Consider the following 21,266-nt stretch of genomic DNA (forward strand, 5'->3'; position numbering starts at 1 on the left):
GTTTACTCGGTTCGGGTGACGGCGGACACGCTGGCCGTCTGGAGCGGTGCGGTCACGGGCGCTGGTGCTGGTGCTGGTGCTGGTGCTGGCGCTGGCGCGGTCTTCTTGACGGTGACGGGGCGCTCGGCCTTTTTTGGTTCAGGCGGCGGCGCCGGGCGCTTGCCCAGGATGGCGTAATCGAGCACCTTGCGCGCGATCGGCGCGGCCACGGCGCCGCCAAAGCCGGCATTTTCAACGACCATCGCCAGCGCGATGCGCGGCTGCTCGGCCGGCGCAAACACGGTAAACAGCGCATTGTCGCGGTGGCGTTCATCGATCGCGTTGGCATTGTATTTCTTGCCGCGCAGGCCGATCACCTGGGCGGTGCCGGTCTTGCCGCCAGCCGTGTACAGGGCGCCGGCAAAGGCTTTCTGGCCGGTGCCTTCGCGGATCACGCCCGCCATCGCATCCTTGATGAAGGCGATGTGCTCGGGCTTCATGGCCAGGCGCCGGGTTTCCTTCGGCACGGTCAGCGTGCGCTCGCGCGTGGCGCCATCCTCGATCATCTTGACCAGGTGCGGCTTCATCACCACGCCATTGTTGGCCAGGATCGCGGTGGCGTGCGCCAGTTGCAGCATCGTGTAGTTGTTGAAGCCCTGGCCGATCGAGACCGAAATGGTGTCGCCGCCGACCCACTTCTGGGCTGCAGGACTGCGCTTGAAGCGCTCGGCCTTCCACTCCTTCGAGGGCAGCACGCCCGTCTTTTCGTAATCGAGGTCGATCCCGGTCGGCTGGCCAAAGCCGAATTCGCGCATGAACTTCGAGATGTTATCGATGCCCATCTCGTTGGACAGCTGATAGTAATAGGTGTCGCACGAGTGGGCGATCGAGTGGTACATATTGACGATGCCATGGCCGCCCGGCTTGTCATCGTTGAAGCGGTGCCCGCCCAGCATGAAGAAACCGGGGTCGCGGATCGCATCCTGCGGCCGGCGGAACCCCAGCTCGAGCGCTGCCAGCGACATGAACGGCTTGAAGGTTGACCCGGGCGGATAGGTGCCCGACAGCGGCCGGTTCATCAAAGGCTTGTCGAGCGAGGTATTGAGTTCGTTCCAGCTCTGGGTATCGATGCCGTCGACGAACAGGTTCGGATCGAAGCCGGGGCGCGACACATAGGCCAGCACGTCGCCGGTGGCCGGTTCGATCGCCACCAGGGCGCCGCGCTGGTCACCAAACGCTTCTTCGGCGATCTTTTGCAGTTCGATGTCGATCGACAGGATCAGGTTACTGCCTGGCGTTGGCGCCGTGCGGCGCAGCGTGCGGATGGCGCGCCCGCCAGCGGAGCGCTCGACCTGCTCGTAGCCGGTCTGGCCGTGCAGCTGGCGCTCGTAGCGCTTCTCCACACCTTCCTTGCCCATGTGGTCGGTGCCGTTGTAATTGGCAGCATCGTCGCTCTCTTCCAGCGCGTCGGCTTCCTTCTGGTTGATGCGGCCGATATAGCCGATCACGTGCGAGGCCACCTCGCCCATCGGATACTGGCGAAACAGGCGCGCCTGCACTTCGACGCCGGGAAAGCGGAAGCGCTGGGCCGTGAAGCGCGCCACTTCGTCATCGGTCAGGCGCGTGCGCAGCGGAACGCTGGCAAAGCTGCGCGACTCTTCCAGCAAGCGCTTGAAGCGGCGCCGGTCGCGCGGCTCGATCTGCACCAGCTTGGCCAGTTCGTCGATCACCGATTCCATGTTCGCCTGCAGCTTGGACGGTGTCAGTTCGAGCGTGTAGGCCGAATAATTGCGCGCCAGGACCACGCCGTTGCGGTCGACGATCAGGCCGCGGTTAGGCACGATCGGCACCAGCGCGATGCGGTTGTCCTCGGCCTGGGCGGCGTACTGGTCGTGGTGCAGCACCTGCAGCCACACGACACGCGCGACCAGCAGGCCAAAGCAAATGAAAACCAGGCCGATCAGCACCGTCAGGCGCATCCGGAACTGGTGGATCTCGCGATCGCTGTCTTTGAATTCGGTCATGCGCTTATGGGTCGATTCAGGTCGGTCAGATCGGACGGGTGTGGTCGCGGTCGACCGCGCGGCGCTGGGGCGCCAGCAGCAGCCAGGTGATCACGGGCCACAGGATTACCGCCACCACGCTCTCGATGAACTGCAGCAGGCCCGGAAAGCGCCCGGAGACGATGAAATGCACGATCAGCTGGATCGCCTGCGCCATCAGGAGCAGCGGGAACACGTGCATGGCCTGGGTGAGCGTCGGGAACCACAGCACCCGGCGGTGGATCATGATGGCGAAGTACGACAGCAGCGTATAGGCCAGCGCGTTTTCGCCCAGGAGGCTCGCATCGTGCACGTCCATCAGGAGGCCCATGCAAAAGGCGACGCCGATGCCGACCTTGCGCGGCTGGTGGATGCCCCAGAAGACCAGCACCAGTGCGACGAAGTCGGGCGCGCCGAGCCAGCGGCCCCACGGCATCAGGTTGAGCATGAAGGCGCACACCAGGCTGAACGTGATGAACAGCGGGCTGACGGGCAGCAGGATGTAATGCGGGCGGTTACCTGGCATGGTGGCTTATCGGGTTGGGGTCGGTGCGGCCGGCGTCGGTGCGGCCGGCGTCGATGCGGCCGGCACCGGTGCAGTACCTGGCGCGGCGCCCGGGGTGACCGGCGCCGCCGGCGCAACCGGCGACTGCACCGCGGTTGGCGCACCAGCCGCCGGCAATGGCGACGCGGGCAACGGCGGCGTCGGCACCGGCGCCATTGCCGGCAGCTTGCGGCGGTTGCCGGTTGGCGGCGTTTCCTGCGGCGGACGCGCGGGCAAGGCGTGGTTCGACATGATCACGAGCACCTGGCGATTGCGGTCGATGCCGGCCAGCGGCAGGCCGACCACGCGGCCGAACGAACCGGTCGCTTTTTCGACCTGCGTCACACGCGCCACGGCCAGGCCGGCCGGATACATGCCGTCCAGGCCCGACGTGACCAGCACGTCGCCAACCTGGATGTCGGCATCCTGGGCCACGAAGCGCAGGTCGAGCTGGCCGGAGTGACCGCGGCCGTAGACGATGCTGCGCAAGCCGCTGCGCAGCACCTGGACGGGAATGGCCTGGTCCTTGTCGGTCAGCAGCGTGACTTCGGACGTGAACGGGAACACGCGCGTGACCTGGCCGACCACGCCGGCATGGTCGATCACCGGCAGGCCGGGCGTGACGTCGTCGCGCGAGCCGCGGTTGATGACGATGCGGCGCGTCGACGGATCGCGCGCGTCGTACAGGATTTCGGCCATCTGCGATTGCACGGGCAGTTGCTGCTTGCCGTCCATCAGGCGCCGCAGGTGGATGTTCTCGGCCATCTGGAACTGCGCCTGCTGCAGCAGGCGGGACTGGGCCAGCTCCTGGTTCTTCAGCGCCTGGACCTGTTTTTGCAGCGTGGAGACCGACGAGAAATAGACGCCCATATTGCCCACTGCATCGCGTGGCAGCATGGCGGCCATCTGCATCGGATACAGCACGGTGGCGGCGACCGTACGCACGCCGGCAAGAAGCCCCATGCGGGCATCGACCACCAGCAGAACGATCGCGATCAGCGCGAACACCGTCACCTTGACACGCGCGGGCGCGCCTTGTTTGAACAGCGGCGGAGGACTATATTCCATGAGCTCTGGTGGTGGTAACGCGGGAGTTCATATCAAGACGGGCAGATGCGCGCAGCTTGTGACCGCACGCCCTGCCCGTCCTGGAAGACCACGTGCGGCTTATTCGTACGAGAAGATGGAACCGAGTTTGTCCATCCGTTCCAGCGCCATGCCCGAGCCGCGCACCACGCAGGTCAGCGGGTCTTCGGCCACCAGCACCGGCAGGCCGGTTTCTTCCATCAGCAGGCGATCCAGGTCGCGCAGCAGCGCGCCGCCGCCGGTGAGCATCATGCCCTTTTCGGCGATGTCGGCGCCCAGTTCGGGCGGGGCCTGTTCCAGCGCGTTCTTGACGGCCGAGACAATCTGGTTCAGCGGGTCGGTCAGCGCTTCGAGGATCTCGTTGCTCGAAATGGTAAACGAGCGCGGGATGCCTTCGGACAGGTTGCGGCCCTTGACTTCCATCTCCTTGACTTCCGAACCCGGGAACGCCGAGCCGATCGCCTTCTTGATCGCTTCGGCGGTCTGTTCGCCGATCAGCATGCCGTAGTTACGGCGGATGTAGTTGACGATGGCTTCGTCGAACTTGTCGCCGCCCACGCGCACCGAGCCTTTGTAGACCATGCCGCCCAGCGAGATGATGCCCACTTCGGTGGTGCCGCCGCCGATGTCGACCACCATCGAGCCGGTTGCCTCCGACACCGGCAGGCCGGCGCCGATGGCCGCAGCCATCGGCTCTTCGATCAGGTACACCTGCGAGGCGCCGGCGCCAAGCGCCGATTCACGGATCGCGCGGCGCTCGACCTGGGTCGAACCGCACGGCACGCAGATGATGATGCGTGGCGACGGGCGGAAGAATTTGGACTCGTGCACCATGCGGATGAACTGCTTGAGCATCTGTTCGGTGACCGTAAAGTCGGCGATCACGCCATCCTTCATCGGGCGGATTGCCTCGATATTGCCCGGCACCTTGCCCAGCATCTGCTTGGCTTCCTTGCCGACCGCCTGGATCGTCTTCTTGCCATTTGGCCCGCCCTGCTGGCGGATCGCGACGACCGACGGCTCGTCCAGCACGATACCCAGGCCACGCACGTAAATCAGCGTGTTGGCGGTACCGAGGTCAATGGCGAGGTCGTTCGAGAAATAGCTGCGTAAAAAACCAAACATGGGTGTCCTGATGCGCATCAATGTGCGCCTAAACATTGATCGGGGATTCTGTGCCGCACCTGCCAACCGAGGGCACCGCGGACTTTCATTGCGCGGGAGCCATAGCTTTCGCCACGACAACGCATTAGCCCGCCATTCTACCTTATAATTTGTCGTTTACATGCCCAATACAGGTGGATTTCCCCACCGAATTGCAAGCGGTTTGCGCGATATTTGAAGGGTTTTATCAACTTTAAAATGCTGTTCGCTGACAACTTGCCAACATTCTTTATTCGCCTAATCACATTCTGCGTAGCCTTGGGCCGCGCCACCTTGCCATGTCCCTGACCCTATCTGACGTAAAACGCATTGCCAACCTGGCCCAGCTCGAGATGAGCGAGGCCGATGCCGAAATCGCCCTGACCGAGCTGAACGGCATTTTCGCGCTGGCCGAGCAGATGCAGGCGGTCGACACCACCGGCGTGGCGCCACTGGCCCAGCCGCTGTCGGCAATCCTCGCCCTGCCGCTGCGCTTGCGCGACGACGTGGTGACCGAACAGAACCACCGCGACGATTACCAGGCGCCGGCCCCGAAAGCGCAGGACGGCCTGTATCTGGTGCCGAAGGTCATCGAGTAATCTCGGCTTTTGAATCGCTCACGAATCCGCTTTTAGAATCGACACGCACATGCATAACAAGACCCTCAAGGAGCTGTCCGCGCTCCTGCACTCGAAGCAGATCTCGAGCACCGAACTGACGCGCCACTACCTCGGCCGCATCGACGCCAGCGAGCATAACGCCTTCCTGCACGTGGACCACGCGCGCTCGCTGGCCCAGGCCGCCGAGGCCGACGTGCGCTTCGCCGCCGGCACGGCCGGCCCGCTGACCGGCGTGCCGATCGCGCACAAGGACATCTTCGTCACGCGCGACTGGCGCACGACGGCCGGCTCGAAGATGCTCGAGGGCTACGTCAGCCCGTTCGATGCGACCGTGGTCGAGCGCTTCCGCAATGCTGGCATGGTCACGCTGGGCAAGGTGAACCTCGACGAATTCGCGATGGGCTCGGCCAATGAAAACTCGGCCTACGGCGCAGTGAAGAATCCATGGGACACGACGGCAGTGCCGGGCGGCTCGTCGGGCGGCTCGGCGGCGGCGATCGCTGCGCGCCTGGCGCCGGCGGCCACCGCCACCGACACCGGCGGCTCGATCCGCCAGCCGGCCGCGTTCTGCGGCGTCACCGGCATCAAGCCGACCTACGGGCGTGTATCGCGCTTCGGCATGATCGCGTTTGCTTCGTCGCTCGACCAGGGCGGCCCGATCGCCAAGAGCGCCGAGGATTGCGCGCTGCTGCTGAATGAAATGATCGGCTTCGACGAGCGCGATTCGACCAGCCTGACGGTCGACCAGGGCAACGTCGCGGAAGACTACACGCGCGCGCTGGATCACCCGTTGACCGGGCTGCGCATCGGCGTGCCGGCCGAGTATTTCGGCGAAGGCCTGGCGAGCGACGTCGAAGCTGCCGTGCGCGCGGCGCTCGAACAGTTCGTGAAACTGGGTGCGACGCTGGTGGACATCTCGCTGCCGAAGACCGCGCTGTCGATCCCGACCTATTACATCATCGCGCCGGCCGAAGCCTCGTCGAACCTGTCGCGCTTTGACGGTGTACGTTACGGCCACCGCGCCAGCGAGTACAAGGATTTGCAGGACATGTACCGCAAAACCCGCGCCGAAGGTTTCGGCACCGAGGTCAAGCGCCGCATCCTGGTGGGCACCTATGTACTGTGCCACGGCTATTACGACGCATACTACGTGCAGGCGCAGAAGATCCGGCGCCTGATCGCCGACGACTTCCAGGCGGCGTTCGCCGACAAGTGCGACGTGATCATGGGCCCGGTCGCGCCGACCGTGGCGTGGGACCTGGGCGCCAAGTCGAACGACCCGGTGGCGAACTACCTGGCCGACATCTACACGCTCTCGACCAGCCTGGCGGGCCTGCCCGGCATGTCGATCCCGTGCGGCTTCGGCGCCGGCGAGAAGAACGGCAAGCGGCCGGTCGGCCTGCAAATCATCGGCAACTACTTCGCCGAAGCCAAGCTGCTCAACATCGCACACCAGTACCAGCTCGCGACCGATTGGCATACGCGCACGCCGGACGGCGTTTGATTCGCGCCGACACAGAACAAAGAGAGAACACTATGCAATGGGAAGTCGTCATCGGTCTTGAGAACCACGTGCAGCTCACGACCCAATCGAAAATCTTCAGCGGCAGCGCGATCCGTTTCGGCGCCGAGCCGAACACGCAAGCCAGCCCGGTCGACCTGGCGCTGCCGGGCGTGCTGCCGGTGCTGAACCGCGGCGCGGTCGAACGCGCGATCCGTTTCGGCCTGGCGGTCGGCGGCACCATCGCGCCGGAGTCGGTCTTCGCGCGCAAGAACTACTTTTATCCTGACCTGCCGAAGGGTTACCAGATCAGCCAGTTCGCCGATCCGGTGGTCCAGGGTGGCACGCTGACCTTCGCCTACGAAAAAGACGGCAAGCTCGAAATGAAGACGGTCAACCTGACCCGCGCCCACCTCGAGGAAGACGCGGGCAAGTCGCTGCACGAAGACTATGCGGGCATGAGCGGGATCGACCTGAATCGCGCCGGCACACCGCTGCTGGAAATCGTGTCCGAGCCCGAAATGCGCAGCGCCGCCGAAGCGGTGGCGTATGCCAAGGCGATGCACTCGCTGGTGATGTGGCTGGGTGTTTGCGACGGCAATATGCAAGAGGGCTCGTTCCGCTGCGACGTCAACGTCTCGGTGCGCCCGGTCGGCCAGCAGGAATTCGGCACGCGCTGCGAAATCAAGAACCTGAATTCGTTCCGCTTCATGGAAGAAGCGATCCACTACGAAGTGCGGCGCCAGATCGAGCTGATCGAAGACGGCGGCAAGGTCATTCAGGCCACGCGCCTGTGGGACCCGGACCGCAAAGAAACGCGCTCGATGCGCACGAAAGAAGACGCGCAGGATTACCGCTACTTCCCCGACCCCGACCTGCCGCCGCTGGCAATCGGCCAGGACTGGATCGAGCGCGTGAAAGCGGAGATGCCGGAACTGCCAGGCGCCATGCGCGCACGCTTCACGGGTGAGTACGGCCTGCCCGAATACGACAGCCTGGTGCTGACGTCGTCGCAGACGATGGCGACGTACTACGAAGCGGTGGTGGCGAAAGCCGGGAAAGAAAACGCGAAGTCGGCTGCCAACTGGATGATGGGCGACGTCTCGTCGACGCTGAACCGCGAAGGCGTCGAGCTGCAGGCTTCGCCAGTGAGCGCCGCGCAACTGGCGCTGCTGCTCAAGCGCATCGCCGACGGCACGATCTCGAACAAGGCCGCAAAAGAAGTCTTCGCAGCAATGTGGGATGCGAAATCGGACGACGAAGCGCTGGCCGACACCGTCATCGACCAGAAAGGCCTGAAACAGATCTCCGACACGGGCGCACTGGAAGCCATTGTCGACGAAGTCCTGGCCGCCAACGCCAAATCCGTCGAACAATACCGCGCCGGCAAAGAAGCAGCGATCAATGCACTGATCGGCCAGGCCATGAAAGCCTCCAAAGGCAAAGCCAACCCAGCGCAAGTGACTGAACTACTGAAGAAAAAGCTGACCAGCTAACCCGCCCCACCTCAATCAGGGTCAGAGTCGAATTATTGAGCAATTGCCCACAATTGCCAGCAATCCGGCGCTGACCCTGATTCATTTTTACCCACAGCAATTGCCCAGCCTAGGGACTCTGTCCCCACTTATCGGGCGACCGCGAGCAATTGCCCAACAATTCGACTCTGACCCTATTTGTTTGGATGGCCCAAACTGTCCGCAAAGCAGGAAAGCTGATTCGATTCCTGGTCAAATCATTAAACTGACAAGCGATATTCCAAGCGGAAAATAAATCGATTCCTATAAGCACATAAACAATGAGGGTCAGAGTCGAATTGTTTGACAACTCTAGAAAATTGCCCAATAAGTCGACTCTGACCCTAATTAATTTGCAAGAGTTTCCGCCAATCTAAATTAGGGTCAGAGTCGAATTGTTTGACAACTTTGGGTAATTGCCCAACAAATCTACTCTGACCCTCATTGTTGGGCTATTGCTTTTGGATGCCGTAGCGGGTGCGGTAGGCGGAGACGGCGTCTTTGTGTTGCGACAGGCGGGGGTCGGCGGTGTGGGTGTCGAGGTAGGTGAAGAGGTCGGCAAGGTTGGCGATCGAGATCACCGGGATGTTGAATTCGCGCGAGACTTCTTGTACGGCTGACTGCTCGGAGAGTGCGTCGTCGGCGCCCGAGCGCTCCATGCGGTCCAGTGCGATCAGGACGGCGGCTGGCTCGGCGCCGGCGGCGCGGATCATGGCGACCGATTCGCGCACCGAGGTGCCGGCGCTGATCACGTCGTCGATGATCACGACCTTGCCCTGCAGCTTGGCGCCGACGATCGTGCCGCCTTCGCCGTGGTCTTTCGCTTCCTTGCGGTTGTAGGCGTACGACGTGTCGCGGCCTTTCGCGGCCAGGGCCACTGCCGTGGCGGAGGCCAGCGTGATGCCCTTGTAGGCCGGGCCGAACAGCATATCGAATTCGACGCCCGAGTCGAGCAGCGTCTGCGCGTAGAACTGGGCCAGCTTGCCCAGCGTGGCGCCGTCGTGGAACAGGCCGGCGTTGAAGAAGTATGGCGACAGGCGCCCGGCCTTGGTCGTGAATTGGCCGAACTTCAATACTTCGGCCTCGACCGAAAACCCGATGAATTGCTGGCGCAGATCAGTCATGTACTTCTCCCTGGATGTCGAAAGCGGCTATTTTAATCGCTCACGGCCCTGCCGGCGACGACCCGTAGTGCTTCGGCCCCGCTGATCGGCTTGACCATGTGCGCCGCGAAGCCGCTGGCCTGGCTGCGCGCACGGTCCATGGCCTGGCCGTACCCGGTCAGCGCGACCAGCCGGCACAGGCGTCCCGCCGGCAGCGCGTGGATGCGCGCGGCGAGCTGGTAGCCGTCGAGCACCGGCAGGCCGATGTCGAGCAGCGCGACGTCGGGCCGGAAGCGCTCGATCGCCGCCAGCGCGGCTACCGGATCGTGATACACCTCGACCGTGTGCCCATGCGCCGTCAGCAGGCGCGCCAGCGTATTGGCGCCGTCGGCATTGTCGTCCACCACCAGCACCCGCTGCGGCGCGCTGTCGGTGGCCGGCGCGGCCACAACGGTCACCGGTGCTGACAGCCCCGCCACGCCGTGCAGCGGCAGGCGCACCACGAACTCGCTGCCCAGGCCCCGCCCTTCGCTGCGCGCTTCGACTGTGCCGCCATGCAGTTCGACGATGTTCCTGACCAGCGCCAGCCCGATTCCGAGCCCGCCTTCCGCGCGGTCGATGCTGCGTTTGCCCTGGAAGAACAGCTCGAACACCTGCTCGCGCATGTCCGGTGCCAGGCCGATGCCCGTGTCGCGCACGCTGATCTCGACCATGTCCGCGTCGTCGCGCCGTGCGCACAGCCAGATCCGGCCGCCCGGCTCGGTGTAGCGTGCGGCATTGGTCAAGAGGTTCGACACCACCTGCACCAGCCGCGCCGGATCGCCTTCCCACGCCAGGCCCGCTTCGACATCGACCTCGAGATGGTGACCGCGCTGCTCGACCAGCAGGCTCGCCATCTCGAGCGCGCGGCCCGTCACCTGCGCCATCTCGACCTGCTCGAACTTCAGTTCGATCTTGCCGCGCGTGACGCGCGAGACGTCGAGCAGGTCGTCCACCAGCCGCACCAGATGGTCGACCTGGCGCTGGATGATCTCGCCCTCGCGGCCGTACGCGCCATCACCCCGCATGCGCATCAGTTCAGCGCGGTGACGATCGGCGACAGCGGATTGCGCAGCTCGTGGCCCAGCATCGCCAGGAATTCATCCTTGGCCTGGCTGGCCGCGCCCAGGTCGACCAGCAGCTGCTCGCGCTCGCGGGCTGCATGCTCGATCGCCAGGCGGTTGCGCACGTGCTCGGTCACGTCGACCGCCACCACGATCACGCCTTCCGGCCGGCCGTCCAGATCCAGCAGCGGCTCCAGGCTGAACTTGAAGAAGCGCTCGACCGGTTGACCCTCTGCATCCAGGCGCGTGACTGACAGCTCCTCCGCCTGGTACGACATGCCGCTGGCGTAGACGCGCGCGACCGCGTCGGCCACGCCGGCACCGCCCAGATGCGGGAACGCTTCGTCGAAGGTCTGGCCCAGCATGCTGCTGGTGTCGATCAGATCGCGGTAGCGGTTGTTCACCAGCCGGAAGCGCAGCTCGGGCCCCATCAACAGTGCCGCCGCCACCGGCGCGGCCATCAGCATGGCATCGCGCTGCGCCAGCGCCTGGTCGCGCTCATGACGTTCGGACGCATCGCGCGTGAAGCAGCGCGTGTAGCGCAGCTGGCCGTCGACGAAATGCCCGTTCGAGTGGATCAGCACGTGCCTGATCGAGCCATCCTTGCAGCGCAGGCGCGCCGGCTGGTCGTACAGCGCCTCGCCCGCGAGCAGCGTGCGCAGGATGAAGTCGATCGTGGCCGGGTCTTCGTGGAAGTCGGCGATATGCCGACCGACGTAGTCTTCCCAGCCGTAGCCGAGCATCTGCAATTCGGCGCGATTCGCCCACAGGATGGTGCCGTCGGGGCCGACGCGGTGCAGCCCTTCGACGGCGTTCTCCACGAAATCGTAGAGTTCAGCGGCCGTGGCGTCATCGTGCGCGCGCACGGGAATAGCGACGACGTCCGCAGGGAGCGGTTTGTCAGTGTTCATGGGATCGGGAAGGGAAAATGCGGCGTGCCATCGACGCGCAGGGGACTGACAGTGTAGCAGATCGTTGCCATTCATCACCGCCAGTCCCCATAAAGCAACAGGCTCAAGGCATGACGGGAAGCATCAAAACACGCTACACTTGCCGGCTATCGGCGTGCCTCCGGGTGCGCCCTGCCCTCTTTCATCTGCCTGACCATCTTCATGCCACGAATCATCTCCGCAAACCTCAACGGTATCCGCTCCGCCCACAAGAAGGGCTTCTTTGACTGGCTGGCGACGCAGGATGCCGACTACATCTGCGTCCAGGAACTCAAGGCCCAGGAAGCCGACATGACCGAGGACTTCCTGCGCCCGCACGGCTACCACGGGCGTTTCCACTACGCCGAGAAAAAGGGGTACTCGGGCACCGGCGTCTACAGCCGCACCGAACCCGACCAGCACCGCATCGGTTTCGGCTGCCTCGAGTTCGATGCCGAAGGCCGCTACACGCGCTGCGACTTCGGCAACCTGACCGTCATCTCGGTCTACTGCCCGTCCGGCTCCTCGTCGCCCGAGCGCCAGCTGGCCAAGTTCCGCTTCATGGAAGTCTTCCTGCCGCATCTGCAGGCACTGCAGGCCGAAGGCCGCGAAGTCGTCATCTGCGGCGACTGGAACATCGCGCACAAGGAGATCGACCTTAAGAACTGGAAGGGCAACCTGAAGAATTCAGGCTTCCTGCCCGAAGAACGGGCCTGGATGACGCGCATTTTCGACGAGCTGGGGATGGTCGACGTGCACCGCGGCCTGGATGCGCGCCCTGACCAGTACACATGGTGGAGCAACCGCGGCCAGGCCTACGCGAAGAACGTCGGCTGGCGCATCGACTATCACGTCGCCACGCCCGGCATCGCGGCGCGCGCCAAAACCGTCTCGGTCTACAAGGACGTGAAGTTCTCGGACCACGCCCCGCTCATCATCGACTACGACCTGTAATCACGCCGGCCAGCGCAAATCGAAGCGGCTGGCAAAGCTGCGCGCCTGGCGCGTGAGCGGATCGTCGAACGCGATGGCGCGCGCCAGCAACTGCAGCGGCGCGCTGAAATCGTCGCTGCCGCAGGGCCGCGCTACTGGATAAAAACTGTCGCCGACAATCGGCGCACCCAGCGACGCCAGGTGCAGGCGCAGCTGGTGCTTGCGCCCCGTGTGCGGATGCAGCCGGTACCGTGCCAGCGGCCCGCGCTGCTCGATCAATTCGATCAGGGTTTCCGAATTGGGTTCGCCCGCCACTTCTTCGCTGAGAAAGAACTGCGCCGCATCCTGCATGCGGCTGCGGTACGTAAACGGCAAGCTGCGCCCCTGCAGCAGCGGCGCGATCGCTTCATAGGTTTTGGTGACCACGCGCTTCTGGAACATCGACTGGTAGGCGCCACGCGACGCGGGATTGTGCGAAAAGATCACCACGCCCGCCGTCTCGCGATCGAGCCGGTGGATCGGCACCAGGTGCGGCAAATCGTACGTGCGCTTCAGGCGCACCAGCAGCGTCTCCCTCAGGAAGCGCCCGCTCGGAATCGTTGGTAAAAAATGCGGCTTGTCGGCGACCAGGATGTGATCATCCTGGAACAGCACCGCCTCCTGGAACGGGATCGGCACCTCAGGCACGTCGAGCTCGCGGTAGTACCAGATGCGCATGCCCTGGCGCACCGGCGTATCGAACGCCACCCGCGCGCCCTTCGCGTCGACGACTTCACCCCGTTCCAGCCGCGCTGCCCAGGATTGCATCGGCACGTCGGGAAAGCGCTCGCATAAAAAGCGCAGCATGCCGCCGGCGCGCGTCTCGGTCAGCCACAGATAGCTGGGCGCGACGCCGTCACGCAGGGGCAGCGGGACGACCGCATTGGCTTCGGCCTGACGGCCCCTGGCGCTACTGCCCATCAACGCCTCAATTCAGCGCAGTGCTCTTGTAGGCCGGCAGCTTGGCGACCGTCGTCTTCTTGGCACGCGCATACAGCGGCAGCAAGACGTTCATGTGCGCTTCCATGTCCTTGATGCGGGTGTCGCCGCCCGGGTGGGTCGACAGGATTTCCATCGGCGCGCTCTGGTTCAGCGTGGCCATCTTGCGCCACAGGACGATGCCGGCGCGCGGATCGTAACCGGCGCGCGACGAGATATCCAGGCCCACCAGGTCGGCCTCGCGTTCTTCGTCGCGCGAGAATTTCAGCACCAGCATGCTGCCCAGGCCATTGGCCGCGGTAGCAGTCAGGTTGGGATCGACGCCGAAAATGCCCGACAACAGCGCGCCGCCGACACGCGCGCCCAGCGCGGTGACGTTGGACTTGGCCAGGCGCTCGCGCCCGTGCTCGCGCAGTGCGTGGGCGATCTCGTGGCCCATGATGGCCGCGGCTTCGTCGTCGGTCAGCTGCAGCTTGGTGAGGATGCCGGTGTAGAAGCCAATGCGGCCACCCGGCATGCAGAACGCGTTGACCTCGTCGGCCTGGATCAGGTTGACCTGCCAGTCCCACTTGCTGGCCACCGGATTCCAGCGCGGCGTGAACGGGATGATGCGCTGGGCGATCGTGCGCAGACGCTTGAGCTGCGGGTCGGTGGCCGGGGCCAGCAAGCCTTTCTCCTTGGCCTGGCTCATCATCTCGGTGTACTGCAGGCGCGCGGCTTCGTTGACCTGCTCTTCGGGCGCCAGCACGCGCATGCGCGACAGTGGCTTGACCTCGATGCCATCCTGGACGACGACGCCGGCCTCCTGCGCCGTGGCCAGGCCGGTCGCGGCGAACAGGGTCAGACAAACGGCGAGTTGTTTCAGTTTCATCATCATGGCTCCGGCAGGCTGTTGTTGGCAGCCGGCCTCTCAAAATTGGTTATAAATGGGCAGCGCCCGCGCAGAATCGACGTGATCATGCCGTATGTACCGGCCCCGCTCAAGCCGCCAACGCACATAAGTCGCAACCTGCCCCGCGTTACGCTGCCGGCGGCGCTTTTTTACGCAGGCGGAAGACCGCCATGCTGCCGCGCAGGTTCGGCAGGAACTTGACCACCTTGCCGTCGGCCAGCGCCACGCATTCCAGCACTTCCAGGCCGCATTCGACCGCCAGTTCCTGGAAATCGTAGATCGTGGCGCAGCGCACGTTTGGCGTGTCATACCACTGGTACGGCAGCGCACGCGAAACCGGCATGCGCCCGCGCAGCAGCGCCAGGCGGTGCGGCCAGTGCGCGAAGTTCGGGAACGAGACGATCGCTTCGTGGCCGACGCGCACGATGTCGCGCAGCAGGCCTTCGACATGCTGCATCATCTGCAGCGAATTCAGACACAGCACGGTGTCGAACGTGTTGTCGCCAAAAAGGCCCAGGCCCTTTTCCATATCGTGCTGGATCACGTTGATCCCACGCGCGGTGCTTTCCAGGACTTTGTCGTCGGCGATCTCGATGCCGTAGCCCGAGCAGCGCTTGCCGGATTCGAGGTAGCGCAGCATGGCGCCGTCGCCGCAACCAACGTCGAGCACGTGGGCGCGCTCGCCCACCCAGTGCGCGATGAAAGCGAGGTCGGGCCGCAGCGTATTGAGGTCGGCGAAATTCATGCGGCCTCCGTGGCGGTGGTGATGGCGCCCGGGGCCAGTTCAAGGGCGATGCGGTTGTAATACGCGCGCACCACGTTCATGTAGCGCGCATCGTCGAGCAGGAAGGCATCGTGGCCGTGCGGCGCGTCGATTTCGGCGTAGGTCACGCGGCGCCGGTTGCTGATCAGGGCTTCGACGATCTCGCGGCTGCGCTCGGGCGAGAAGCGCCAGTCGGTCGTAAACGACGCGATCAGGAACTGCGCCTTGGTGCCGGCGAGCGCCTTTTCGAGATCGCCGTCGTACTCGCGCGCCGGATCGAAGTAGTCGAGCGCCTTGGTAATCAACAGGTAGGTATTGGCGTCGAAGTATTCCGAGAACTTGTCGCCCTGGTAGCGCAGGTAGGATTCGATCTCGAAGTCCACGCCAAAGTCGAAGTTGTAGTCATTGGTTTCCGCCGCGTTGCGCAGCTTGCGCCCGAACTTCTCGGCCATGTCGTCGTTCGACAGATACGTGATGTGGCCGATCATGCGCGCCACTTTCAGGCCGTTCTTCGGCACCACGCCATGCTCGTAGAAGTCGCCGCCGTGGTAATCGGGGTCGGTCAGGATCGCCTGGCGCGCGACGTCGTTGAAAGCGATGTTCTGGGCCGACAGCTTCGGCGTGGACGCGATCACGATGCAGTGGCGCAGGCGCTCGGGGAACTTGATGCTCCACGACAGGGCCTGCATGCCGCCCAGCGAGCCGCCCATCACGGCGGCAAAGCGGTCGATGCCGAGACGGTCGGCCAGCAGCGCCTGCGCGGTCACCCAGTCTTCCACGGTCACCAGCGGAAAGCTCGCGCCATATGGCTTGCCGGTTTCTGCGTTGACATGCATCGGACCGGTCGAGCCGAAGCACGAGCCCAGATTGTTCACGCCAATGACGAAGAAACGGTCGGTGTCCACGGGTTTGCCCGGGCCGACCATATTGTCCCACCAGCCGGCGCTCTTGGGCGAATCGTACTGGCCGGCGACGTGGTGCGAGGCGTTCAGGGCGTGGCAGACCAGCACCGCATTGGACCTGTCGGCGTTGAGCGTGCCATAGGTTTCATACATCAGCGTGTAGTTGCTGAGCTGGGCGCCGCTTTGCAGGCGCAGCGGCTCGGCGAAGTGCATCGCCTGCGGTGTGACTATTCCTAGAGATCCCATGGGACTGTGTGCTTTGATTGATGATGCGGTGGTGGCGCCGTTGCCGGGCATGGCAACGGCGCGCGACTCACAGGGTCTGCAACTGCTCGACGGCGCTGGCGATTTCACCCGGCTCCATCGCGCGCAGGATGCGCCGGGTACGGGTCGTGACCACGCCAAGGTCGGTATTCAAAATTTCCTGTTTCACCGCCAGCAGCTGCGCCGGGTGCATCGAAAACTCGCGCAGGCCCATGCCCAGCAACAGGCGCGTGAGCTTGACGTCGCCGGCCATCTCGCCGCACACCGCCACATCCAGCCCGGCCTTGTGGCCCGTGGCGATGGTCGAGGCGATCAGTTGCAGCACCGCCGGGTGCAGCGGATTATACAGGTGCGCCACTTCGTAATCGACGCGGTCGATCGCCAGCAGATACTGGATCAGGTCATTGGTACCGATCGATAAAAAATCCATGCGGCGCACGAACAGCGGCAGCGCCAGCGCGGCAGCCGGGATCTCGATCATGGCGCCGACCTCGATGCCTTCGTCGAAGCGGATCTTCTCGTCGCGCAGCTGGATCTTGGCCTGCTCGATCATGCCCAGCGTCTGGTCGATCTCGAATGCATGCGCGAGCATCGGGATCAGGATGCGCACCTTGCCGAAGGCCGACGCGCGCAGGATCGCGCGCAGCTGCACCAAAAACATCTGCGGCTCGGCCAGGCAATAGCGGATCGCGCGCAGGCCGAGCGCCGGATTGAGCGCCGTGTGGTCGGTCTGGTCGAGCGGCTTGTCGGCGCCCACGTCGAGCGTGCGGATCGTGACCGGGCGGCCCTTCATCGCCAGCACCGCCTTTCGGTACTGCTCGAACTGTTCTTCTTCGTCCGGGATGCGCAGCGCCTGCGCGCCGCGGCCCATGAACAGGAATTCGGAGCGGAACAGGCCCACGCCATTGGCGCCGGCTTCCAGAGCCGCTGGACAATCGTCGGGCAGTTCGATATTGGCCAGCAGCGTGATCGTGGTGCCGTCGCGCGTGATGGCCGGCGTTTTCTTGAGCTTGAGCAGACGCTTGCGTGCCTTGGCCATCGTGATCTGGCGCGCGCGGTACTGCTCGAGCACCAGCTGGCTCGGATTGCAGATGACGACGCCGGCGTCGCCATCGACGATCAGCCAGTCGTCCTGCTCCACCAGGCGCGAGGCCTGGTCCATGCCGACGACCGCCGGGATATCCAGGCTGCGCGCGACGATGGCCGTGTGCGAATTCTGGCCGCCGACGTCGGTGACGAAGCCGATGAACGATCGGTCGCGAAATGCCAGCATGTCGGCCGGCGAGATGTCGTGGGCCACGACGATCATCTGTGGCGGTGGCTGGTCTTCGTCGGCAAACACCGGCGCGACGCTCAGCGCGGTGCCGGTCAAGACCTTCAGCACGCGCTCGGCGACCTGCTGGATGTCGTACTTGCGCTCGCGCAGGTAGGGGTCTTCGATCTCGTCGAACTGCGCCGAGAGTTCATCGATCTGTGTCACCAGCGCCCACTCGGCGTTGTAGTGGCGCGCACGGATGATGTCCAGCGGAGCCTCGGAGATCATCGGGTCGGACAGGATCAGCGCATGCACGTCGATGAAGGCGCCCAGTTCGGTCGGGGCATCCTTCGGCAGGCCGGTCCAGAGTTCCTGCAGATTGTGGTGGACGGCGGCGATCGCATCCTGCAGGCGCTGCACCTCGGCCTCGACCTGTTCTTCAGGGACCAGGTAATGCTTGACGTCGAGTGCGGCTGGCGTAAGCAGGTGCGCGCGGCCGATCGCGATGCCGCGCGAAACCGGAATGCCGTGAAGGAGAAAGGAAGCCATGGAAGAATCCGTTGAACGTGAGGGGACCGCTTCACGCGGCATTATTCACCTTCACCGAACTTGTCGTTGACGAGCGCCGTCAGGGCGGCCAGCGCGGCTTCTTCGTCGGCGCCATCGGCTTCGAGCGTGACCTTCGCGCCCTTGCCGGCGGCGAGCATCATGACACCCATGATCGACTTGGCATTGATGCGCCGGCCGTTGCGGGTGAGCCAGACGTCGCTCTTGTACCTGGCGGCCAGTTGCGTGAACTTGGCGGAGGCCCGTGCGTGCAGGCCCAGCTTGTTGATGATCTCGAGTTCTTGTTGAATCATAGTCGCTTTATCGTTTTTGTAATGTGTCTGACTGCGCCCGGTATCTCCTCGCACGCATCGCCATTGCCAACGCCATCGCCGCCTGCCCTAGCCCACCCGGATCCGGTTATCCACCCGCACTGCCCCGTTCTGCGCACCGGCCAGCGCCATCTCGACGACCACGTCGAGCGAGTCGCGCCGGTAGGTGATCGCGCGCAGCAGCATCGGCAGGCTGATGCCGGCGATGACTTCCACGTGGCCAGCGTCGGCCAGCGAATTGCAGCAGTTCGACGGCGTGCCGCCCTTGACGTCGGTGATCACCAGAACGCCGTCGCCATCGTCAAGACGCGCGATGGCTTCCTTGGCCAGGCAGTTGATCTGGCCGATATCCTGGTCAGCCGTCACGTCGATTGCCTCGACGCGCTCGGTGGGGCCGCGAAATACGTGCGTTGCCGCGGCGATGAATGCCTGGCCCAAAGGTGCGTGGGTCAGGAGCAGAATGCCTACCATGTCGTTATCCAAGTACTTTCTGTTCGACCGCGTCGATGAACATCGCGGCCACGTCAAAACCGGTCTGGTCGAAGATCTCCTGGAAGCAGGTCGGGCTGGTCACGTTCACTTCGGTCAGGTTCTCGCCGATCACGTCCAATCCTACCAGTAACAGGCCACGCTCGGCCAGCAACGGGCCGAGGGCTTCGGCGATCTCGCGATCGCGCTCGCTGATCGGCTGCGCCACGCCGATGCCGCCGGCGGCCAGGTTGCCGCGCACTTCGCCGTTTTGCGGAATCCGCGCCAGCACGAACGGCACCGGCTTGCCGCCGATGACCAGCACGCGCTTGTCGCCCTTGTCGATCGCCGGGATGAATTTCTGGGCCATGATCGTGTGGCGGCCGTTGGCGGTCAGCGTCTCGATGATCGACCCCAGATTGAGCGCATCGCTCTTCACGCGGAAGATGCCGGCGCCGCCCATGCCGTCGAGCGGCTTGAAGATCACGTCGCCGTGCTTGGCGTGGAAGGCGCGCAGGCGCGCTTCGTCCGAAGTGACCATCGTCGGCGAGGTGTATTGGCTGAACTGGCCGATCGCCAGTTTCTCGTTGTGGTCGCGGATCGCCGACGGGCTGTTGATCACGCAGGCGCCCTGGCGCACGGCCAGTTCGAGCAGGTAGGTGCCGTAGACGTATTCCATGTCGAACGGCGGATCCTTGCGCTCGATGATCGCGTCGAATTCGGACAGCTTCACATCGACTGCGGCATCGGCCGTGTACCAGACATCCGGCTCGCCCGTCAGGTGGATCTGCATCACGCGCGCGCTGACGATGCCCTCTTCAAGCACCATGTCGCGCTGTTCGAAGAAGTACAGAGCATGACCGCGCCGGGCCGCCTCGCGCATCATGGCGAAGGTCGAATCCTTGTAAATCTTGAATCCGGACAGCGGGTCGGCGAGAAAAGCGATTTTCATGGGGCGTCCAATCGATGTAATACCTTGATTTTAGCCCGAATCGGCAAACCTCGCGGGCGAGGCCCCGAGGTTTGCCGGACGCAGTGCGTCAGTACACTTCCGGATTCGGATCGGTGCGTTCGAGTTCCAGCGATGCGGCCAGCATGCCCAGGCGCGCGACCACGCCATACACGTAAAAGCGGTTGGGCGCGGCGGTGCCCGGCTTGGCCTTCGGATCGGGCATCGCATGCTGCTGCGCGAACGCCAGCGGCACGAACTGCGAACCGGGGGCATTGAGGTTCTGGTCGATGCCGCGCTCGGCGTGCACGCGGTAGAAGCCACCCACGACATAGCGGTCGATCATGTAGACGACCGGTTCGGCGACGGCGTCGTCGATCGATTCGAAGGTGGGCACGCCTTCCTGGATGATCAGATCGGTCACGGCCACGCCATCCTTGACCACCGACATGCGCGCGCGCTGGGCCGGTGTCAGGTCGCGCACTTCGCTCGCGTCCTTGATGGTCATGATGCCCATGCCATAGGTGCCGGCGTCGGGCTTGAGGATCACGAAGGGCTTGCGCTCCTTCATGCCGTATTCCTTGTACTTCTTCTTGATCTTCGAGAACAGCGCCGAGACGTCGTCGGCCAGCGCTTCGGTGCCAACGTTCTCGCGCAGGTCAACTTCGGCGCAGGTGCTGTGCAGCGGGTTGACCAGCCACGGATCGATGTCGATCAGCTTGCCGAACTTCTTGGCCACTTCGTCCAGCGCCTTGAGGTGATTGCTCTTGCGGCGCAGCGCCCAGCCGGCGTGCAGTGGCGGCAGCAAAGCTTGCTCGTGGACGTTCTCCAGGATCGACGGAATGCCGCCCGACAGGTCATTGTTGAGTAGGATGGTGCACGGATCGAAGTCGGGCAGGCCGACCCGGCGGCCATTGGCCGAGCGCACGAGCGGCTCGAGCACGAGCATATTGCCGTCCGGCAGCGCCAGCGGCGTCGGCTCGGTGATGTCGGGCGAGAACGTGCCAAGACGGACATGCAAGCCGGTCTGGCGGAAGATCTGCATCAGGCGCGCGACGTTCTGCAGATAGATCGGGCTGCGGCGGTCGGCGTCCGGCACCAGCAGCAGGTTGCGCGCGTCCGGGCAATACTTGTCGACGGCGGCCATGGCCGCCTGCACCGTCAGCGGCAGCATCTCGCTGGCCAGGTTATTGAAGCCGCCCGGGAACAGGTTGGTGTCCACCGGCGCGAGCTTGTAGCCGGCATTGCGCAGATCGACCGAGCAATAAAATGGCGGCGTGTGCTCCTGCCACTCGAGGCGGAACCAGCGCTCGATGGCAGGCGTGGCTTCGAGGATTTTCTTTTCCAGGTCCAGCAAAGGACCGGTCTGGGCGGTGGCGAGGTGCGGAACCATTGATTGGACGTCCTTGTTGTGCGCTTC

The 21,266-nt window shown here is 64.2% G+C and carries 20 protein-coding genes; 4 read left to right on the forward strand and 16 right to left on the reverse strand.

Annotation, left to right across the window (positions count from 1 at the left end; translation table 11 throughout):
- Window positions 1–2: 2 nt before the first annotated feature.
- From mrdA to AC56LW_RS21900, 4 genes are all read right to left on the reverse strand, one after another.
- On the reverse strand, window positions 3–2,003 hold the full coding sequence (mrdA, locus tag AC56LW_RS21885; protein ID WP_499637581.1) for a penicillin-binding protein 2: 2,001 nt from the start codon (window positions 2,001–2,003) through the stop codon (window positions 3–5).
- A gap of 25 nt (window positions 2,004–2,028) precedes the next feature.
- A complete protein-coding gene (mreD, locus tag AC56LW_RS21890) occupies window positions 2,029–2,547 on the reverse strand; it encodes a rod shape-determining protein MreD (protein ID WP_183556682.1) in 519 nt (172 codons plus the stop codon).
- A gap of 6 nt (window positions 2,548–2,553) precedes the next feature.
- Window positions 2,554–3,633 (reverse strand): rod shape-determining protein MreC, encoded by a 1,080-nt coding sequence (mreC, locus tag AC56LW_RS21895; protein ID WP_499637584.1) that lies wholly within the window; start codon window positions 3,631–3,633, stop codon window positions 2,554–2,556.
- Between the two features lie 99 nt (window positions 3,634–3,732).
- On the reverse strand, window positions 3,733–4,776 hold the full coding sequence (locus AC56LW_RS21900; protein ID WP_183556678.1) for a rod shape-determining protein: 1,044 nt from the start codon (window positions 4,774–4,776) through the stop codon (window positions 3,733–3,735).
- A 317-nt stretch (window positions 4,777–5,093) separates the two neighbouring features.
- Here AC56LW_RS21900 and gatC point away from each other — a divergent pair, with 317 nt between their 5' ends.
- From gatC to gatB, 3 genes are read left to right on the forward strand one after another with little or no spacing between them, the layout of a single operon-like run.
- On the forward strand, window positions 5,094–5,393 hold the full coding sequence (gene gatC / locus AC56LW_RS21905) for an Asp-tRNA(Asn)/Glu-tRNA(Gln) amidotransferase subunit GatC (protein WP_499637587.1): 300 nt from the start codon (window positions 5,094–5,096) through the stop codon (window positions 5,391–5,393).
- 49 nt (window positions 5,394–5,442) lie between these two features.
- Window positions 5,443–6,918 carry an Asp-tRNA(Asn)/Glu-tRNA(Gln) amidotransferase subunit GatA gene (gene gatA, locus AC56LW_RS21910; RefSeq protein ID WP_499637590.1) on the forward strand — a complete coding sequence of 492 codons (1,476 nt, stop codon included), beginning with the start codon at window positions 5,443–5,445 and terminating at the stop codon, window positions 6,916–6,918.
- A gap of 32 nt (window positions 6,919–6,950) precedes the next feature.
- Window positions 6,951–8,411, forward strand: coding sequence for an Asp-tRNA(Asn)/Glu-tRNA(Gln) amidotransferase subunit GatB (gene gatB / locus AC56LW_RS21915; protein WP_183556672.1), 1,461 nt, complete (start codon window positions 6,951–6,953; stop codon window positions 8,409–8,411).
- Window positions 8,412–8,881: 470 nt separating this feature from the next.
- On the opposite strand, the gene pyrE is transcribed toward gatB, so the two are convergent.
- Genes pyrE through AC56LW_RS21930 form a run of 3 tightly spaced genes read right to left on the reverse strand, consistent with a single transcriptional unit; the run spans window position 8,882 to window position 11,546 of the window.
- The gene (gene pyrE, locus AC56LW_RS21920) at window positions 8,882–9,553 is read right to left on the reverse strand and encodes an orotate phosphoribosyltransferase (protein ID WP_183556670.1); all 672 of its coding nucleotides are present in this window, start codon (window positions 9,551–9,553) and stop codon (window positions 8,882–8,884) included.
- Between the two features lie 32 nt (window positions 9,554–9,585).
- On the reverse strand, window positions 9,586–10,605 hold the full coding sequence (locus tag AC56LW_RS21925) for a hybrid sensor histidine kinase/response regulator (RefSeq protein ID WP_499637593.1): 1,020 nt from the start codon (window positions 10,603–10,605) through the stop codon (window positions 9,586–9,588).
- A complete protein-coding gene (locus tag AC56LW_RS21930; RefSeq protein ID WP_499637596.1) occupies window positions 10,605–11,546 on the reverse strand; it encodes a PAS domain-containing protein in 942 nt (313 codons plus the stop codon). The genes AC56LW_RS21925 and AC56LW_RS21930 overlap by 1 nt, the downstream gene beginning before the upstream one ends.
- Before the next feature lie 201 nt (window positions 11,547–11,747).
- Between AC56LW_RS21930 and AC56LW_RS21935 the strand changes: the two genes are divergently transcribed.
- Window positions 11,748–12,518, forward strand: coding sequence for an exodeoxyribonuclease III (locus tag AC56LW_RS21935; RefSeq protein WP_499637599.1), 771 nt, complete (start codon window positions 11,748–11,750; stop codon window positions 12,516–12,518).
- Here the strand turns inward: AC56LW_RS21935 and AC56LW_RS21940 are convergent, their stop codons facing one another.
- From AC56LW_RS21940 to gshA, 9 genes are all read right to left on the reverse strand, one after another.
- Window positions 12,519–13,457, reverse strand: coding sequence for a pseudouridine synthase (locus tag AC56LW_RS21940; protein WP_499637602.1), 939 nt, complete (start codon window positions 13,455–13,457; stop codon window positions 12,519–12,521).
- A 7-nt stretch (window positions 13,458–13,464) separates the two neighbouring features.
- Complete coding sequence (locus AC56LW_RS21945; protein WP_332532529.1) at window positions 13,465–14,346, reverse strand: M48 family metallopeptidase; 882 nt, start codon at window positions 14,344–14,346, stop codon at window positions 13,465–13,467.
- A gap of 148 nt (window positions 14,347–14,494) precedes the next feature.
- Window positions 14,495–15,112, reverse strand: coding sequence for a methionine biosynthesis protein MetW (metW, locus tag AC56LW_RS21950; RefSeq protein WP_332532528.1), 618 nt, complete (start codon window positions 15,110–15,112; stop codon window positions 14,495–14,497).
- Window positions 15,109–16,278, reverse strand: coding sequence for a homoserine O-succinyltransferase MetX (metX, locus tag AC56LW_RS21955; RefSeq protein ID WP_499637605.1), 1,170 nt, complete (start codon window positions 16,276–16,278; stop codon window positions 15,109–15,111). The genes metW and metX overlap by 4 nt, the downstream gene beginning before the upstream one ends.
- A 67-nt stretch (window positions 16,279–16,345) precedes the next feature.
- Window positions 16,346–18,100, reverse strand: a complete 1,755-nt coding sequence (gene ptsP / locus AC56LW_RS21960; protein WP_332532526.1) for a phosphoenolpyruvate--protein phosphotransferase — start codon at window positions 18,098–18,100, stop codon at window positions 16,346–16,348.
- Between the two features lie 41 nt (window positions 18,101–18,141).
- Window positions 18,142–18,411, reverse strand: a complete 270-nt coding sequence (locus AC56LW_RS21965) for an HPr family phosphocarrier protein (protein ID WP_183556652.1) — start codon at window positions 18,409–18,411, stop codon at window positions 18,142–18,144.
- An 87-nt stretch (window positions 18,412–18,498) separates the two neighbouring features.
- Window positions 18,499–18,900 (reverse strand): PTS sugar transporter subunit IIA, encoded by a 402-nt coding sequence (locus AC56LW_RS21970; protein ID WP_183556650.1) that lies wholly within the window; start codon window positions 18,898–18,900, stop codon window positions 18,499–18,501.
- Window positions 18,901–18,904: 4 nt separating this feature from the next.
- Window positions 18,905–19,849 (reverse strand): glutathione synthase, encoded by a 945-nt coding sequence (gshB, locus tag AC56LW_RS21975; protein WP_183556648.1) that lies wholly within the window; start codon window positions 19,847–19,849, stop codon window positions 18,905–18,907.
- Window positions 19,850–19,937: 88 nt separating this feature from the next.
- Complete coding sequence (gshA, locus tag AC56LW_RS21980; protein WP_332532525.1) at window positions 19,938–21,239, reverse strand: glutamate--cysteine ligase; 1,302 nt, start codon at window positions 21,237–21,239, stop codon at window positions 19,938–19,940.
- Window positions 21,240–21,266 lie beyond the last annotated feature (27 nt).

It is taken from the genome of Telluria sp. LT2P80 (assembly GCF_059685955.1).

What these genes read in the sequence shown, in the direction of transcription:
- mrdA (WP_499637581.1), bottom strand. Translation starts at nt 2,003, where the DNA reads ATGACCGAATTCAAAGACAGCGATCGCGAGATCCACCAGTTCCGGATG.
- mreD (WP_183556682.1), bottom strand. Translation starts at nt 2,547, where the DNA reads ATGCCAGGTAACCGCCCGCATTACATCCTGCTGCCCGTCAGCCCGCTG.
- mreC (WP_499637584.1), bottom strand. Translation starts at nt 3,633, where the DNA reads ATGGAATATAGTCCTCCGCCGCTGTTCAAACAAGGCGCGCCCGCGCGT.
- AC56LW_RS21900 (WP_183556678.1), bottom strand. Translation starts at nt 4,776, where the DNA reads ATGTTTGGTTTTTTACGCAGCTATTTCTCGAACGACCTCGCCATTGAC.
- gatC (WP_499637587.1), top strand. Translation starts at nt 5,094, where the DNA reads ATGTCCCTGACCCTATCTGACGTAAAACGCATTGCCAACCTGGCCCAG.
- gatA (WP_499637590.1), top strand. Translation starts at nt 5,443, where the DNA reads ATGCATAACAAGACCCTCAAGGAGCTGTCCGCGCTCCTGCACTCGAAG.
- gatB (WP_183556672.1), top strand. Translation starts at nt 6,951, where the DNA reads ATGCAATGGGAAGTCGTCATCGGTCTTGAGAACCACGTGCAGCTCACG.
- pyrE (WP_183556670.1), bottom strand. Translation starts at nt 9,553, where the DNA reads ATGACTGATCTGCGCCAGCAATTCATCGGGTTTTCGGTCGAGGCCGAA.
- AC56LW_RS21925 (WP_499637593.1), bottom strand. Translation starts at nt 10,605, where the DNA reads ATGCGCATGCGGGGTGATGGCGCGTACGGCCGCGAGGGCGAGATCATC.
- AC56LW_RS21930 (WP_499637596.1), bottom strand. Translation starts at nt 11,546, where the DNA reads ATGAACACTGACAAACCGCTCCCTGCGGACGTCGTCGCTATTCCCGTG.
- AC56LW_RS21935 (WP_499637599.1), top strand. Translation starts at nt 11,748, where the DNA reads ATGCCACGAATCATCTCCGCAAACCTCAACGGTATCCGCTCCGCCCAC.
- AC56LW_RS21940 (WP_499637602.1), bottom strand. Translation starts at nt 13,457, where the DNA reads ATGGGCAGTAGCGCCAGGGGCCGTCAGGCCGAAGCCAATGCGGTCGTC.
- AC56LW_RS21945 (WP_332532529.1), bottom strand. Translation starts at nt 14,346, where the DNA reads ATGAAACTGAAACAACTCGCCGTTTGTCTGACCCTGTTCGCCGCGACC.
- metW (WP_332532528.1), bottom strand. Translation starts at nt 15,112, where the DNA reads ATGAATTTCGCCGACCTCAATACGCTGCGGCCCGACCTCGCTTTCATC.
- metX (WP_499637605.1), bottom strand. Translation starts at nt 16,278, where the DNA reads ATGGGATCTCTAGGAATAGTCACACCGCAGGCGATGCACTTCGCCGAG.
- ptsP (WP_332532526.1), bottom strand. Translation starts at nt 18,100, where the DNA reads ATGGCTTCCTTTCTCCTTCACGGCATTCCGGTTTCGCGCGGCATCGCG.
- AC56LW_RS21965 (WP_183556652.1), bottom strand. Translation starts at nt 18,411, where the DNA reads ATGATTCAACAAGAACTCGAGATCATCAACAAGCTGGGCCTGCACGCA.
- AC56LW_RS21970 (WP_183556650.1), bottom strand. Translation starts at nt 18,900, where the DNA reads ATGGTAGGCATTCTGCTCCTGACCCACGCACCTTTGGGCCAGGCATTC.
- gshB (WP_183556648.1), bottom strand. Translation starts at nt 19,849, where the DNA reads ATGAAAATCGCTTTTCTCGCCGACCCGCTGTCCGGATTCAAGATTTAC.
- gshA (WP_332532525.1), bottom strand. Translation starts at nt 21,239, where the DNA reads ATGGTTCCGCACCTCGCCACCGCCCAGACCGGTCCTTTGCTGGACCTG.